This is a genomic window from Kineococcus aridisoli (assembly GCF_050871885.1).
GTDB lineage: Bacteria > Actinomycetota > Actinomycetes > Actinomycetales > Kineococcaceae > Kineococcus.
The window spans coordinates 39,302-54,467 of the sequence record NZ_JBJLSF010000003.1; the positions used below are offsets into that span (position 1 = coordinate 39,302).

At 75.7% G+C, this 15,166-nt stretch carries 9 protein-coding genes, 1 tRNA gene and 1 pseudogene; 1 reads left to right on the plus strand and 10 read right to left on the minus strand.

What is annotated here, in order from left to right:
* Positions 1-52: 52 nt before the first annotated feature.
* From ACRYM2_RS01610 to ACRYM2_RS01635, 6 genes are all read right to left on the minus strand, one after another.
* Positions 53-1,678, minus strand: a complete 1,626-nt coding sequence (locus tag ACRYM2_RS01610; protein ID WP_432519381.1) for a putative bifunctional diguanylate cyclase/phosphodiesterase — start codon at positions 1,676-1,678, stop codon at positions 53-55.
* Positions 1,679-1,877: 199 nt separating this feature from the next.
* Positions 1,878-3,056, minus strand: a complete 1,179-nt coding sequence (locus tag ACRYM2_RS01615; protein WP_432519382.1) for an anhydro-N-acetylmuramic acid kinase — start codon at positions 3,054-3,056, stop codon at positions 1,878-1,880.
* On the minus strand, positions 3,053-3,994 hold the full coding sequence (murQ, locus tag ACRYM2_RS01620) for an N-acetylmuramic acid 6-phosphate etherase (protein WP_432519383.1): 942 nt from the start codon (positions 3,992-3,994) through the stop codon (positions 3,053-3,055). The genes ACRYM2_RS01615 and murQ overlap by 4 nt, the downstream gene beginning before the upstream one ends.
* Complete coding sequence (gene selB / locus ACRYM2_RS01625) at positions 3,991-5,763, minus strand: selenocysteine-specific translation elongation factor (protein WP_432519385.1); 1,773 nt, start codon at positions 5,761-5,763, stop codon at positions 3,991-3,993. The genes murQ and selB overlap by 4 nt, the downstream gene beginning before the upstream one ends.
* Entirely contained in the window at positions 5,763-7,112 is a 1,350-nt protein-coding gene (gene selA, locus ACRYM2_RS01630; protein WP_432519386.1) for an L-seryl-tRNA(Sec) selenium transferase, read from the minus strand. The genes selB and selA overlap by 1 nt, the downstream gene beginning before the upstream one ends.
* A gap of 19 nt (positions 7,113-7,131) precedes the next feature.
* Positions 7,132-7,227 (minus strand) — tRNA-Sec (locus tag ACRYM2_RS01635).
* Positions 7,228-7,279: 52 nt separating this feature from the next.
* Between ACRYM2_RS01635 and selD the strand changes: the two genes are divergently transcribed.
* Positions 7,280-8,290, plus strand: a complete 1,011-nt coding sequence (gene selD, locus ACRYM2_RS01640; protein WP_432519388.1) for a selenide, water dikinase SelD — start codon at positions 7,280-7,282, stop codon at positions 8,288-8,290.
* 13 nt (positions 8,291-8,303) lie between these two features.
* Here selD and ACRYM2_RS01645 read toward each other — a convergent pair whose 3' ends face one another.
* The 4 genes and pseudogenes from ACRYM2_RS01645 to fdh all read right to left on the minus strand — a co-directional run.
* Positions 8,304-9,194: a formate/nitrite transporter family protein gene (locus ACRYM2_RS01645; RefSeq protein WP_432519390.1), complete on the minus strand. Its 891-nt coding sequence runs from the start codon at positions 9,192-9,194 to the stop codon at positions 8,304-8,306.
* Between the two features lie 82 nt (positions 9,195-9,276).
* A complete protein-coding gene (gene nrfD, locus ACRYM2_RS01650; RefSeq protein ID WP_432519392.1) occupies positions 9,277-10,473 on the minus strand; it encodes an NrfD/PsrC family molybdoenzyme membrane anchor subunit in 1,197 nt (398 codons plus the stop codon).
* Positions 10,470-11,672 carry a 4Fe-4S dicluster domain-containing protein gene (locus ACRYM2_RS01655; RefSeq protein WP_432519394.1) on the minus strand — a complete coding sequence of 401 codons (1,203 nt, stop codon included), beginning with the start codon at positions 11,670-11,672 and terminating at the stop codon, positions 10,470-10,472. Before ACRYM2_RS01655 ends, nrfD begins: the two co-directional genes overlap by 4 nt.
* Before the next feature lie 194 nt (positions 11,673-11,866).
* Positions 11,867-15,127: pseudogene (gene fdh / locus ACRYM2_RS01660) on the minus strand (formate dehydrogenase); the annotation flags it as partial.
* Positions 15,128-15,166 lie beyond the last annotated feature (39 nt).

The following is a 15,166-nucleotide window of genomic DNA, read 5'->3' on the forward strand; positions in this document are numbered from 1 at the left end:
AGTCGTCCACAGGGCGGCGCCGGCCGTGGTGGCGCGGGTGGTGCGGGACGGGTCAGCGGGTGGGGACGCCCTCGGGGCTCTGCAGGACGGCGGTGTCCCGGACGGCGGTGTCCCGGAGGGGCTCCAGGGCCGCCAGGTCCAGGACGCCCTCGACGCGGGGGTCGGGACGGCCCAGCAGGAAGCCCTGCGCGGCGTCGCAGCCCAGCCGGCGCAGCGCGTCCAGCTGGCCCTGGGACTCCACGCCCTCGGCGACGACGCCCACGCCCATGTTCTTGGCCATGCCGATGATGCCCGCGACGACGGCCTCGTCCTGGCGGCGCTGGCCGAGGCCGGCGATGAAGTGCCGGTCCACCTTCACGTGGTCGATGGGCATGGTCTGCAGGTGGGCCAGGGAGGAGACGCCGGCGCCGAAGTCGTCGACGGCCACCCGCACGCCCATCATGCGCAGCGCGTGCAGGGTGCTGAAGTGCGCCTTGGCGTCGGCGACGAGCAGCTCCTCGCTGACCTCCACGAGCAGCGCGTTGCCGGCCGGCCCGCTCGGCTGGGCGGCGGCGATGGCGTCGAGCAGCTCGGCGTTGGCCAGCTGCTTGGGCGAGACGTTGACGGCGATGGTGAGGTCGCAGCCCTCGATGCGCTCGTACCAGTGCTCCAGGGTGCGCCAGGCCTCGGCGATGACCCACTTGCCGATCTCCACGATGAGCCCGCTGCGCTCGGCCAGCGGCACGAAGTCCGCCGGGTGCAGCAGGCCGCGGCGCGGGTGCTGCCAGCGCAGCAGCGCCTCCAGGCCCTGCACGTGCCCGTCGCGCAGGTCGACGATGGGCTGGTAGTGCAGGCGCAGCTGGCCCTGCTCGACGGCCAGCGCCAGGTCGACCTCGGTCTGGCGGCTGTCGACGGCCTGGGCCTGCATGCGCTCGTCGAACAGCTCCGAGCGCGCCTTGCCGCCCTCCTTGGCGCGGTAGAGCGCGGCGTCGGCGCGGCGCAGCAGCTTGGAGGCGTCGCCCTCGTCGCGGGCCAGGGCGATGCCGACGCTGGGGGTGATGTGCAGGCTGCGGCCGCCGCCGATGTCGACGGGGCGGTCGGCGATGGAGCTGACGACGCGCTCGGCGATGCGGCTGGCGTTCAGCTCGTCGGCGAGGTCCTCGCACAGCACGGCGAACTCGTCGCCGCCGAAGCGGGCGACGGTGTCCTCCGGGCGCACGGCCGCGCGCAGCCGGTGGGAGACCTCCACGAGGACGACGTCGCCGGCGGCGTGGCCGTGAGTGTCGTTGACGCCCTTGAAGCCGTCGAGGTCGAGGTAGAGGACGGCGCAGGCGCGGGCGCCGCGGCGGGCGAGGGCGTGCTGGAGGCGGTCGGTGAACAGCTGGCGGTTGCCCAGGTCGGTGAGGGGGTCGTGCAGCGCCTGCCGCAGCGCGGCGTCCAGCGCCTCCTGGTTGCGCAGCCCCTCGGCGTCCAGGCGCTCGGCGGACTGCACGGCCAGCACGAGCAGCAGCGCGGCGGCGGTGATGCCGCCGGCGAGCGCCGCGAGCAGCGCCTGCAGGGTGGGCTCGCCCTCCAGCAGGCGCTGCAGGAGGGCGACGACCCCCACGACGACGAGCGGGGAGGCCAGCGCCCAGGGCACGACGCGGGTGCGGACGTCGTCGCCGGCGAGGTGTCGTGCCGACCAGGGCCAGCGGGTCATCGGGCTCCTCCCGGCCCCGGGGGCCGTTGCGGACGGGACCACGCACCGATCACTCGGTGCGCTCCATCAATCGCTCATCGTCACGGATCTAGAACTACCTGTCTACTTCACCCGTCCGGGCGCGTCCTGTCGAGATGCTCCGGCGCTCACCCGAACGGGTGTCGGGACGGCGGCCCGGGACGGCGGCTCGGGCGGCGGGTCAGGACAGCACGAGGGCGCCCGGCCAGCTCGCCGGCGCCGGCGGGGGCCGCCACCGGCCGGCGCCGGTGCGGGTGCCCGGGGTGAGCGCGCCCAGGACGCGCGGGCCGGCGGCGCCGGTGCAGGAGGGCACGTTGCCGGGCAGGCCGTGGACGTGCGCCCAGCCGAGCAGCGCGAAGGCCACGGCCTCCTTCTCGTCGGCGGGGCAGCCGAGCTCCTCGGTGCGCCGCAGCGCGCCGGGCGGCAGCCGCGCGGCGAGCGCGGCCATCAGCGCGGGGTTGCGCACCCCGCCGCCGGAGGCGAAGACCAGCTGCGCACCGGCCGCGGTGAGGGCCTGCGCCACCGTGCGGGCGGTCAGCTCGGTGAGCGTGGCCACGAGGTCGGGCAGCGCCGGCCGCAGCCCGGTCCGCTCCAGCACGGCCTGCACGTACCCGGCGTGGAAGAGCTCCTTGCCCGAGCTCTTGGGCGCGGGCAGCGCGTAGTACGGCTCGGCGAGCAGGGCCGTCAGCAGCGCCGCGTCGACGGTGCCGGCCGCGGCGAGCGCGCCGTCGCGGTCGAAGACCTCCGGCACGGCGGGGTCGGCGGCGACGACGGCGTCCACGAGGGCGTTGGCGGGGCCGGTGTCGAAGGCCACCGGCTCGGCGCCCGGGCCGCAGAGCGTGGCGTTGGCGATGCCGCCGAGGTTGAGCGCGGCCACCCGCCGGCCGGCGGCCACGTGCGGTGCCAGCAGCAGCCGGTCCAGCAGCGGCACCAGCGGGGCGCCCTGCCCGCCGGCGGCCACGTCCGCGGTGCGCAGGTCGGCCACGACGGGGGCACCGGTGGCCTCGGCGGTCCAGGCGGGCTGGCCGACCTGCAGGGTGCCGCGGGCCCGGCCGTCCTCGACCCAGTGGTAGAGCGTCTGCCCGTGCGAGCAGACCAGGTCGAACGGCTCGGGCACGGCCGCCGCGGCGGCGGCGAACTCCTGGCCGATGCGCACCTGGAGCGCGCACAGCTCCCGCGCGCTCAGCCGCGCGGGCGGCAGCGCCCGCACCAGCGCGGCGCGCAGGTCCGGCGAGTACGGGACGCTGCCGCGGTGGCCCAGCCGCGCGTGCAGCACCCCGCCCTCGAGGTGGAAGTCCACGACGGCCACGTCGATGCCGTCGTGGGAGGTCCCGGAGATCATCCCGAGGACGCGCGTCACAGCTCACCCAGCGCCCGGGCCAGCGATCCGCCGGCGCGCTCTAGGGCGGCGCGCGCGGCGGGGGCGTCCACGCCCAGGCGCAGCATCGCGACGGCCGTCCCGGCGTGGCCGTCGGCCGCGGCGAGGGCGGCGCGGGCCTGCTCGTCCGCGGCCCCGGTCGCGGTGGCCACGATGCGCAGCGCCCGCTGCTGCAGCTTGGCGTTGGTGGCCCGCACGTCGACCATGAGGCTGCCGTAGGTCTTGCCGAGGCGGACCATCACCAGCGTGCTGAGGGTGTTGAGCACGAGCTTCGTCGCCGTGCCCGCCCGCAGCCGGGTCGAGCCGCGCACGACCTCGGGGCCGACGACGACCTCGATGGCGACGTCGCTGCGGGCGCTGACCGGTGTGGCGGCGTTGCAGGACAGGCCCACGCGCAGGCAGCCGAGCTGCCCGGCGCGCTCCAGGGCGCCGAGGACGAACGGCGTGCGCCCGCTGGCGGCGATGCCGACGACGCTGTCCAGCGGCCCGGCACCGGCCTCGTCGAGCGCGGCGGCCCCGGCCGCCGGGTCGTCCTCGGCGGCCTCGACGGCCTCCACGAGCGCCGCGGGCCCGCCGGCGACGATCCCGACGACCAGGCCGGGCGGGGTGCCGAAGGTGGGCGGGACCTCCGAGGCGTCCAGGACGCCGAGGCGGCCGGAGGTGCCGGCGCCCACGTGCAGCAGCCGGCCGCCGCGGGCCATGCGCTCGGCGATCGCGTCGACGGCGGCGGCGATGGCCTCGCGCTGGGTGGCCACGGCGTCCGCGACGCGCGCGTCGCCCTCGCCCACGAGCCGCACCAGCTCCGGCGTCGACATCGCCTCCAGCTGCGGGCCGAGCTCGCCGGAGGACTCGGTGGTCAGCGCGTCCAGGTCCTCGGGGGCCTCCCCGGGCGGCCGCCCGCTCCCCCGCCCGCCGCTCACCGGCCCTGCCCCGTGGTCACGGTGCGCCGGTCGTCCAGACCCCGGCGGGTGATCCCCGTGCGGTCCAGCTCCTCCAGCAGCGGCACCGCCACCCGCCGGGAGGTGCCCAGCGCGCGCCGGGCGTCGGCGGTGGCGAACGGCTGCGGCAGCCGCGCGAGCAGGTCCGCGGCGCGCTGGCGGTAGCCGGGGGCCAGCACGAGCCCGTCGGCGACGCGCTCGAGCCGGCCGGCGCGCACGGCGGCCGCCAGCTCGGTGCGCCCCAGCCGCAGCTCGCGCAGGCGCTCGACGTCCGGTGCGGCGAACGGCTGGCGCGCGAGGTCGGCCAGCACCGCCTCGACGGCGCGCTCGACGGCGGGCGGCAGGGTGTCGGTGCGCTCGACGACGCGGCCGTCGGCCAGCCGCAGCGGCGGGGCGACGAGGGCCTCGACGAGGGCGCGGTCGGGCAGGCCGAGGGTGCGGCGCGCCTCCTCCAGGCTCGGGCCGGGCTGCAGCGGGTGCGCCGCGCGGTGCGCGCGCACCGCCTCCAGCAGCGCCGGGCCCAGCCGCGCCCAGTGCGCGGGGTCGGCGTACCAGTCCCCCGCCACCGGCCGCGAGCGCACCGGCACGCCCATCGCCCGCAGCAGCGGCGCCCGCACCAGCTGGCGCCGGCGCAGCTCGGAGGCCTCGTCGGGCTCCCCGCGCAGCAGGCTCAGCTGGGCGGCGCGGGCGGCCGCGGCGCCGCGCCGGCGCAGGGCGGGCGGGCGCACGTCGAGGGCGGTCGCCCCGCCGAGCACGACGTGGCGCGCGGGGTCGCGCAGCAGGAGCCGGTCGCCCAGGCGCAGCGGCAGCGGCTGCGCCAGCTGCAGGCGCAGCAGGGCGTCGTCGCCGTCGGCGCCCAGCGGGCGCACCCGCGCGGGCACGGCCGCCGAGCCGACGTGCACGACGAGCTGCCCGGCGTCCTGCCGGCCCTCCTCGCCCGCCGGCAGCCGCACGTCGACGACGTCGGTGTGCACGTGGGTGCCGGGGGTCAGCAGCGCGTCGCCGCGGCGGACGTCGGAGCGGTCCACGCCGCGCAGGTTCAGCGCCACGCGGGCGAGGGCGGTGGCGCGCTCGACCTCCGCCTCCAGGCTCTGCACCGAGCGCACCCGCACCCGGGTGCCGCGCAGCTCCAGCTCGTCGCCGACGGCGACGCCGCCGGCGCCCAGGGTGCCGGTGACGACGGTCCCGGCGCCCTTGACGGTGAAGCTGCGGTCCACCCACAGCCGCACGGGTGCCTCGGCCCGCGGCACGGGCAGCGCGGCGAGCAGCCGGGCGAGCGCCGCGCGCACCTCGTCCAGCCCCTGGCCGGTCACCGCGCTGCACGCCACGGCGGGCACCCGGCCCAGCGAGGTGCGGGCCAGCTCGGCCAGCGCCCGCTCGGTGGCCGGGGCGGGGTCGGCGAGGTCGGCGCGGGTGACGACCAGCAGGCCGTGGCGCACGCCGAGGGCGTCCAGGGCGGCCAGGTGCTCGGCCGACTGCGGCATCCAGCCGCCGTCGGCGGCGACGACGAACAGCGTGGCGGGCACCGGCCCGGCGCCCGCCAGCATCGTCGGCACGAAGCGCTCGTGGCCGGGCACGTCGACGAGGGCCACCGGCCCGGCGCCGGGCAGCTCGGTCCAGGCGAAGCCCAGGTCGATCGTCAGCCCGCGCCGCTTCTCCTCGGCGAAGCGGTCGGGGTCGCGGCCGGTGAGGGCGCGCACGAGGGTCGACTTGCCGTGGTCGACGTGACCGGCGGTGGCGACGACGTGCATCAGCGCGCCCCCGCCGCGAGCGCCGCGACGTCCGCGACCGCGTCGGCGACCCGCGCGTCCTGCTCGGGGGCCAGGCAGCGCAGGTCCAGCAGCAGGCGGCCGCGCTCGACGCGCCCGACGACGGCGGGGGTGGCGCGCCGCAGCGGCAGCGCGAACGCCTCCGGCAGCGAGAGCACCCAGGAGGGCAGCTCGACACCGGGCGCTCCCCCGCCGCCGACGACCGCGGGCGCGGCCTGCACGGACACCTCGACACCGGCGCTCCGCACCGCCTGCGCGGCCGCCTCGCAGCGGGCGCGCAGCCGCTCGGGGTCGGCGTGCACCGCCGTGCTCGTGGGGTTGCGCACGTCGCGCACGGTCGCCTCCAGCGCGGCCAGGGTCAGCTTGTCCACCCGCAGCGCCCGGGCCAGCGGGTGCCGCCGCAGCCGCTCGACGAGGTCGGCGCGGCCCAGCACCAGACCCGCCTGCGGGCCGCCGAGCAGCTTGTCGCCGCTGGCGGTCACCAGGTGCGCGCCGGCGGCCAGCGCGCTCGCGGCGTCGGGCTCGGCCGGCAGGGCGGGGTCCGGGCGCAGCAGGCCGGAGCCGGTGTCGACGACGACGGGCACGCCGAGGGTGGCCAGCTCACCGGGTTCGACGCCGGCGGTGAAGCCCGTGACGACGAAGTTGGAGGGGTGCACCTTGAGGACCATGCCGGTGCGCGGCCCGATCGCGGCCGCGTAGTCGGCCAGGGTCGTGCGGTTGGTGGTGCCCACCTCGCGCAGCCGCGCGCCGGTGGACTCCAGCAGGTCCGGCAGGCGGAACCCGTCGCCGATCTCGACGAGCTCGCCGCGGCTGACGACGATCTCGCCGCCCGCGGCGAGCGCGGTGGCGGCCAGCACCAGCGCGGCGGCGCCGTTGTTGACCACGTGCACGTCCCCGGCCTCGGGGACGGCGTCCCGCAGCGCCTGCAGCGTGCCGCGCCCGCGGCGGGCGCGGCGGCCGGTCTCCAGGTCCATCTCCACGTCGGTGGCCCCGGCCGCGGCGACGACGGCCTCGAGCGCCGCGGCCGACAGCTGCGCGCGGCCGAGGTTGGTGTGCAGGACGGCTCCCGTGCAGTTGAGCACCGGGCGCAGGGAGGAGCCGGCGGGGGGCAGCGCGGCCAGGACCTCGGCCACGAGGTCGGCGGCGGGCACGGCTCCCGCGCGCACCCGCTGCTGCACCTCGCGGACCAGTCCCTTGACGAGGTCGCGGCCGTGGCGCTCCAGCGCGTCGGCGAGCTCCGGTGCGGCCAGCACCGCGTCGGTGCGCGGGACGCTGCGGCGCACGTCCTGCGGCGCGTCCTGCGGCGCGGTGGGGGGCACGGTCGCTGGCACGGGGCAGGAACCTACGCGCTGGCGGAGGCGGATGGGAATCGAACCCACCTGACCGAGGTGCTCGGTCACGTCGGTGTTGAAGACCGCGGGGGCCACCAGGCACCCGTACGCCTCCCCGGGCAGCGCGCGGGGGCCACCCTGCCACACCGCGGCGGCGGTGACCTACCGTGGCGGCCGTGACGGCTCGGAGCAGCGCCCAGCAGGTGCGGTTGACCCAGTACGCCCACGGCGGCGGGTGCGCGTGCAAGATCCCGCCCGGCGAGCTGGAGGAGATGGTGGCCGGGCTGGCCCCGGCCGCCGGCGGCGACCTGCTCGTGGGGGTCGGCGACGACGCGGCGGTGGTGCGGATCGACGGCGGCACGGCCGTCATCGCCACCGCCGACTTCTTCACCCCCGTCGTCGACGACGCCTACGACTTCGGCCGGATCGCGGCGACCAACGCCCTCTCCGACGTCTACGCCATGGGCGGGCGGCCGCTGGTGGCGGTGAACCTGCTCGGCTGGCCGCGCGACGTCCTGCCGCGCGAGCTGGCGCGCGAGGTGCTGCGCGGGGGCGCCGACGCCGCCGCGGCGGCCGGCTGCCACCTCGGCGGCGGGCACAGCATCGACGACCCGGAACCCAAGTACGGGATGGCCGTCACCGGCACCGGGGACCCGCAGCGGCTGCTGCGCGCTGACGCGGCCGTCGCGGGCGTGCCCATCACCCTCACCAAGCCGCTGGGGCTGGGGGTGCTCAACAACCGGCACAAGCAGACCGGGGAGGTGTTCGAGGAGGCGATCGCCGTCATGACGACCCTCAACGCCGACGCCTCGGCCGCGGCGCTGGCCGCCGGTGCCCGCTGCGCCACCGACGTCACCGGTTTCGGCCTGCTGGGGCACCTGCACGAGGTCGCCCGCGCCAGCGGGGTCACCGCCGTCGTCGACGCCGCCGCCGTGCCCTACGTCGAGGGGGCGCGGGCCTCGCTGGCCGCCGGCCACGTGCCGGGCGGCAGCCGCCGCAACCTGGACTGGGTCCGCCCGGGCCTGCGGGCCGACGGCCTGGACGAGGACGAGCTGGTGCTGCTGGCGGACGCGCAGACCTCCGGCGGGCTGCTGGTCGCCGGGGAGGTGCCCGGGTACCCGGTGGTCGGGGAGTTCGTCCCCGCGCAGGAGGGCACCACCCTCGTCGTCCGCGGTTGAGGCGCCCGCGCGCTCAGGGCTTGCGCTGCTCCTGGCGCGGGGCGCCGGAGGTGCCGCTGCCGTCGGAGGTCCCGGCGGTGGTGGCCGGGGTGGCCGGGGCGCCGCGCAGGTAGAGGAACCAGTAGGCCAGGCCGACGAAGACGCTGCCGCCGACGACGTTGCCCATGCCCGCGAACAGCCAGTTGCGCAGGATGTCGCCCCACCCGAAGCCGGGGGTGCCGGCCCAGTGCGCGGCGGGCAGGAAGAACATGTTGGCCACGATGTGGTCGAAGCCCAGCGCCACGAAGGCGGTGATGGGGAAGAAGATCGCCAGGACCTTGCCGGCGATGTCCTCGGCCGCCAGGGCCATCCACACCCCCAGGCAGACCAGCCAGTTGCAGCCGATGGCGCGCAGGAAGATCGTGCCGTTGGACTCGGTGACCGCCTTGCCGGTGGCGATGGCCGACAGCCGCTCGTAGGTGGCGGCGGCCGTGGAGCCGTCCGGGGAGCCGGCCGTGCCGACGACCCCGGCCTGGATGGCGAGGACGTAGGCCACGAACAGCGCGCCGAGCAGGTTGGCGACGAGGATGACGCTCCAGTTCAGCCCGAGGCGGCCGATGCCGATCCGCTTGTGCAGCACCGCCATGGGGACCAGGGCCATGTTGCCGGTGAGCAGCTCGGACCCGGCGACGATGACGAGGACGAGGCCCATGCTGAAGACCGCGCCGGTGAGCAGCGTGGTCACCCCGCCCCACAGGGCGGGGTCCAGCCCGGCGGTCACGTCGACGGCCAGCAGACCGGCGAAGGCGATGTACGCGCCGGCGAGGAAGCCGCCCACGAGCATCTTCGCGACCGGCAGGTGCGCCTTCTTCTCACCGGCCGCCGCGGCGGCGACGGCGATCTGGTCCGGCGTCTTGTACGCCACGGTGGTGCCTCCCTGCGGGGGTGTGGTCAGCGGGCGGCCGCTGTGCCGGCCGTCCGCCCGGCGGGTGGTTCCACCGGTCCTCTCAGGCGCGGGCCCCGCGGGCCCGCTCGTCCTCGGCGTGGTGGTCCTCGCGGGCGAGGGCCTCGCGGTCGGCGAGGCGCTGGCGCTGCGGGACGACCACGTACTTGGGGTCCTTCGTCGAGGCGACCCCGGCCTCGAAGACCGCCATCCGGGTCAGGAACGACCCGGCGAGCAGACCGGCCCCGGACAGCGCGGAGGCGACGCGCGAGCGGCGGCCGAGGACGGCCCCCACGGCCCCCGCGGCCGTCAGCGCCCGCGCCAGCTTCAGGAACCTGCCCGGACGCCCCAGGTGGAACGGTTCGCTGACCAGGCCGTGGCCGGACTCCATGCGGTGCGCCGCGACCAGCTCGACGCTCGCGCCGATGAGCGCGGCGCGCGAGGCGGTGGCGTTCTGGGACACCGGCGAGAGCACCAGGCCGGCGCCCGCGCCGGCGGCCAGCGCGCTGCCGCCGAAGACGAACGGCAGCTCGCGGTACGGCTCGTGCCAGCTGGGGACGGCGGTGTCGGCGAACAGGACGGCGGTGTAGGTGGCCAGCAGCGGTGCCGTCAGCGCGGCCCCGGCACCGGCCGCCGAGCCCAGCGGCCCGGCGAGGCGGCGGGCCAGGCCGAGCAGGCCGTGCCGCGGCAGCAGCGGGCCGACCTCGGAGACGGCGGCGGCCCCGCACAGCGGTCCGAACGCGGACAGGATCCACGTGCCGACCGACATGGGCGAGGTGGGCTTGGCGATGCGGAGCATGTTGTAGAACCGCTCGGGCCGGCCGAGGTCGATGATGAGGAAGTACGCGCTGGCACCGACGGCGCCCAGCGAGGTCAGGCGCAGCCCGCGGCGGGCGGCCACGTGCCCCTTGCCGTCCGCGACCGCGGCGAGCATCGAGGTGCCTGCGGCCAGGCCGCCGGTGAACAGGTAGTAGGCGATGTCGTGCGTCCACACCGGGGGCTTGAGCACGGCGCGGCCGTAGTAGGAGCGGAACTCCGCGTCCGGGACGACGGCGTTGACGTCGCCCTTGCGCTTGCGGCCGGCGCCTGCGTCCCGCTTGCCCATCCCGGCGCCCCACATGCGTGCGGCCTGCCCGCCGATCGGGTCGGTGCCGTCGGCGTGCTCGGAGCCGGGCTGGCCGGGCTGGTGCGGGGTGCGCTGGGAGGGCCGGGGGTCCTCCTGCCGGAAACCCCTCATCTGGGGCGGCTCCTGCGGGCTCATCGCCGGCCCACCGCCGCCGCGAGCGTGCCGAGCACCATGAACCCGGCCGCGGCGGCCATGTGCTTGTACATGGACGGCAGGTCGCGGGTGGTGACGACCGGGTCCGGCGGCAGGCCGTAGACCTCCGGCTCGTCGAGCAGCAGGAAGAACGCCCCGTCCCCGCCGACGCCGTCGTCGGGGTCGTCCCCGTACAGGCGGGCCTCGGTGACGCCGACCTCGTGCAGCTGCCGGCGGCGCCGCTCGGCGCGCTCGCGCAGCTCGTCGAGGTCGCCGAACTGGATCGACTCCGTGGGGCACGCCTTGGCGCACGCGGGCGTCTGGTCCTCGCCGAGGCGGTCGTAGCACAGCGTGCACTTCCAGGCCCGGCCGTCGCCCTCGCGCTTGTCGATGACGCCGTAGGGGCAGGCGGAGACGCAGTAGCCGCAGCCGTTGCAGACGTCCTGCTGGACCACGACGGTGCCGAACTCGGTGCGGAAGAGCGCCCCCGTGGGGCAGACGTCCAGGCAGGCGGCGTGCGTGCAGTGCTTGCAGACGTTGGACATCATCAGCCAGCGCACGTCCTGCCGGCCCTGGCGGTCGGGCACGGGGGCGGGGGCGAGCATCCCCGGCATGCCGAGGAACTGCCCGGTCTGCTCGGCCGTGCCCGCCGCCGTGCCCCCCGTGCCCGCCGTGGCCGTCGCCGCGGCGGTCGGTGCACCGCCGCCGCAGCCACCACCGCCACCGCTGCCGCACGCGCAGCCGCCCGAGGGCGCCGCGCCGCTCCGCTCGGCGGCGACGTCGGCGAGCGGCTGGCCGCCCGGGACGCCGGTGCCCAGCCGGGAGGCCTCGTCGAAGACGTCGACGCCCGCGGCGACCACGTCCTGCTGCAGCGCCTCGGAGGAGGTCCCCGTGGCGGCACCGGCGAACGGCGAGCTCTGCGCGCCGACCGGGCGCGACTGCTCGATGAAGGCGACGGCGCGCCAGGAGTCGGCACCCAGGCCGCCGGTGTTGTCGTAGGACATGCCGAGCAGGTCGATGCCGTCCTCGGGCACCATGTTCCACTCCTTGCACGCCACCTCGCAGGCCTTGCAGCCGATGCAGACGGAGGTGTCGGTGAAGAAGCCCTTGCGCGGCGGCGGGTCCACGTACCCGGCGTCGCGCGCCGGGTCCAGCAGCCGGCCGGACAGGCTGTTCTCGCCGATCTTCAGGCCCAGGACCATCAGTGCCCTTCCAGGGTCGTGTCGGGGTGCCCGTCGATGACGACCGGGTCGACGCCGTGCTGCTGCGGCTGCCCGGGGCGGGAGCGGACGTCGTGCCGCACGCTGAGGACCTTGTCCATGTCCTCGGCGCCGTGCCCGGTCCCGGTGGGCGTGGCGCCCGCCATCGCCTGCTCGGTGCGGGTCTTGCCCTGCGGGTCGAGGAGCTCGGAGGTCACCGAGACGGCGCCGGAGGACATCGTCACCGCGCCGCGGACGCGGTAGGCGTCGATGAGCTCCAGCGAGGCCGGCCCGCGCGGGCGCCGGCCGGGCAGCACGTCGCAGGTGCCGGCCTTGAACTCCTGGATGTGCACGTTGGGGTCCAGCGTCAGGTGCGCGAGGTCGTTGACGACGTCACCGGTGGTCAGCCCGCCCTGGCCCCAGTGGTAGGGCAGCCAGACCTGGTGGACCTCGGTGCCCTGGACCCGCAGCGGGGCCAGCCGGTCGGTGACCATGACCCGCGCCTCCACGACGGCGCGCGCGGTGACCACGTGCGCCCAGCCCAGGTGCTCCAGACCGCGCATCGCCGCCAGCTCCGGGGAGACCTCCATGAACAGCGCCGGCTGCAGCTCCGCCAGGTAGGGCAGGTAGCGGCTCATGCCGCCCGCCGTGTGGTGCTCGGTCATCCGGGAGGTGAACCACACGAACGGGAACACCTCGCTGCCGCGCTCCGGCGGGGAGGGGTGCACCTCGTTGAGGTGGTTGGTGTAGATCTCCCGCGCCGGGTTCGCCTGCTGGGTGTAGACCGCGTTGCGGAACGGCGACTCGGCCGGCTCGTAGTGCGCCGGCAGCGGGCCGTCGACGACGCCCTTGGGCGCGTAGAGCCAGCCCTTGCCGTCGCTCTGCATGATGAACGGGTCGTCGCCGGCGATGGCCTCGATGCCGGTGGCGCCCTTCGGCGGGCGGTACGAGGGCGCCTTGGTCGCCTCGAAGTCGGGGATGTCGTCCCCGACCCAGCGGCCCTGCTCCTCGTCCCACCACACCAGCGCCTTGCGCTCGCTCCACGGCTTGCCGTCCGGGTCGGCCGAGGCGCGGTTGTAGAGCACCCGGCGGTTCATCGGCCAGGCCCAGCCCCACTCGGGGGCGTGCAGGGACTGCTCGCGACCGGGCTTGCGGCGCGCGGCCTGGTTGACGCCGTCGGCGTAGACGCCGGAGTAGATCCAGCACCCCCCGGAGGTGGTGCCGTCGGCCTTCATCGCCGTGTACCCCGACAGCAGCTCACCGGTGCTGAGGTCGTAGCCGTTGATCTCCTTGAGGACGTCCTCGGAGCTGGGCTCCTGCTCCTCGCCGTGCAGCGGGTAGTCCCAGGTCATCTGGAACAGCAGCCGGTCGCGCGGGTCGGTGGAACCGGCCAGCTTCTCGCGCATCCTCCGGCCCAGGTGGTAGAAGAACCACAGCTCGCTGGTGGCCTGGCCCGGCGGGTTGACCGCCTTCTCGCGCCACTGCAGCAGCCGCTGCGTCTGGGTGAAGGTGCCCTCCTTCTCCACGTGGGAGGCGGCGGGCATGAAGAACACCTCGGTGCGGCACTCCTCGGGGACGATCTCCCCCGTCTCGACCTCGGGGGCGTCCTTCCAGAAGGTGGCGCTCTCGATCATCACGAGGTCGCGCACGACCATCCAGTCGAGGTTGGCCATGCCCAGGCGCTGGGCGCGGCCGTTGGCCGAGCCGACCGCCGGGTTCTGCCCCAGCAGGAAGTACCCGAAGATCTTCCCGCCCTCGATCATGTCCATGACCTGGCCGTAAGTGCCGTGGTCGCCGTTGATCCTGGGCAGGGAGTCGAAGAGGTAGTCGTTGTCCGCCGTGGCGTTCTCGCCGAAGTACGCCTTGAGCAGGCTGACGGTGTAGGCGTCCGCCTTGGACCAGAAGCCCTTCTGGTTCGGGCCCTTGATGGAGTCGACGTAGGTCTGCAGGTCCGGGTGCCGCTCGGCGTGCGGCATCTGCAGGTACCCCGGCAGCAGGTTGTACAGCGTCGGGATGTCCGTCGAGCCCTGGATCGAGGCGTGCCCGCGCAGTGCCATGACGCCGCCGCCGGGACGGCCCATGTTGCCCAGCAGCAGCTGCAGGATGGCGCCGGTGCGGATGTACTGCACGCCCGTGCCGCGCTGGGTCCAGCCGACGCTGTAGACGAGGACGCCGGTCCTCTCGCGGCCCGAGTTGGAGATCCAGGCCTCGGCGACCTCCTCGAAGAGGTCCTGCGGGATGCCGCAGACCTCCTCGACCATCTCCGGGGTGTAGCGGGCGAAGTGCCGCTTGAGCACCTGGAAGACGCACCGCGGGTGCTGCAGCGTCTCGTCGCGCTGGATGCGCTCGTGGTCCACCGCCGCCCCGCCGGAGCCCAGGGCGTGGCCGGACTCGCTGTCGGTGGACTCGGCGGTCTCCTCCTCCTCGTCGCCCTGCCCCTCGGAGCCGGCGTACTGCCAGGAGGAGGTGTCGTAGGAGCGGGTCTCGGAGTCGAAGCCGGAGAACAGCCCGTCGAGGTCCTCGGTGTCCCGGAAGTCCTCGCTGACGATCCACGAGGCGTTGGTGTACGCCAGCACGTACTCGCGGAAGTCGCGCTCCTGGGTCAGGACGCGGTTGATGATCGCCCCGAGCAGCACGATGTCGGTGCCGGTGCGGATCGGGACGTAGGTGTCCGCGAGCGCACTGGTGCGCGTGAAGCGGGGGTCGATGTGGATGACCTTGGTCCCGCGCGCCTTGGCCTCCATCACCCACTGGAACCCGACCGGGTGGCACTCGGCCATGTTCGAGCCCTGGATGACGATGACGTCGGCGTTGCTCAGGTCCTGCAGGTCACCGGTGGCCCCACCGCGACCGAACGAGGCACCCAGACCGGGCACCGTGGCGGAGTGTCAAATGCGGGCCTGGTTCTCCACCTGGATCGCGCCCATGGCGGTGAACAGCTTCTTGATGAGGTAGTTCTCCTCGTTGTCCAGCGTGGCGCCACCCAGGCTGGCGATCCCCATCGTGCGGTTGAGGGGGCGGCCCTGGTCGTCGGCGTCCTGCCAACCGCGCCGCCGGGCGTCGAGCACCCGGTCGGTGATCATGTCCATCGCGGTCTCGAGGTCCAGGTCGGTCCACTCGGTCGCGTAGGGCGCGCGGTACTTGATCGTCGTCTCGCGGCCCGTGCCGTTGACGAGCTGCTCGCTGGCCGAGCCCTTGGGGCACAGCCGCCCGCGCGAGTGCGGGCTGTCCGGGTCGCCCTCGATCTGCACGACGCGCTCGTCCTTGACGTAGACGCGCTGACCGCAGCCGACGGCGCAGTACGGGCAGACCGACTTCGCGACGCGGTCGGCCGTCACCGTGCGCGGTGTCAGGGCCTTCGACCGCGCCGACTGCGTGGCCGCACCGCGCCCCAGCGGGTCGTCACCCGTCAGCTGCCGGTAGACCGGCCACCCTTCGAGGAAGGTCTTGAGACCCATGCCGCACCTCCTGGTCGTGGACCCTACGACAGCTTCCGG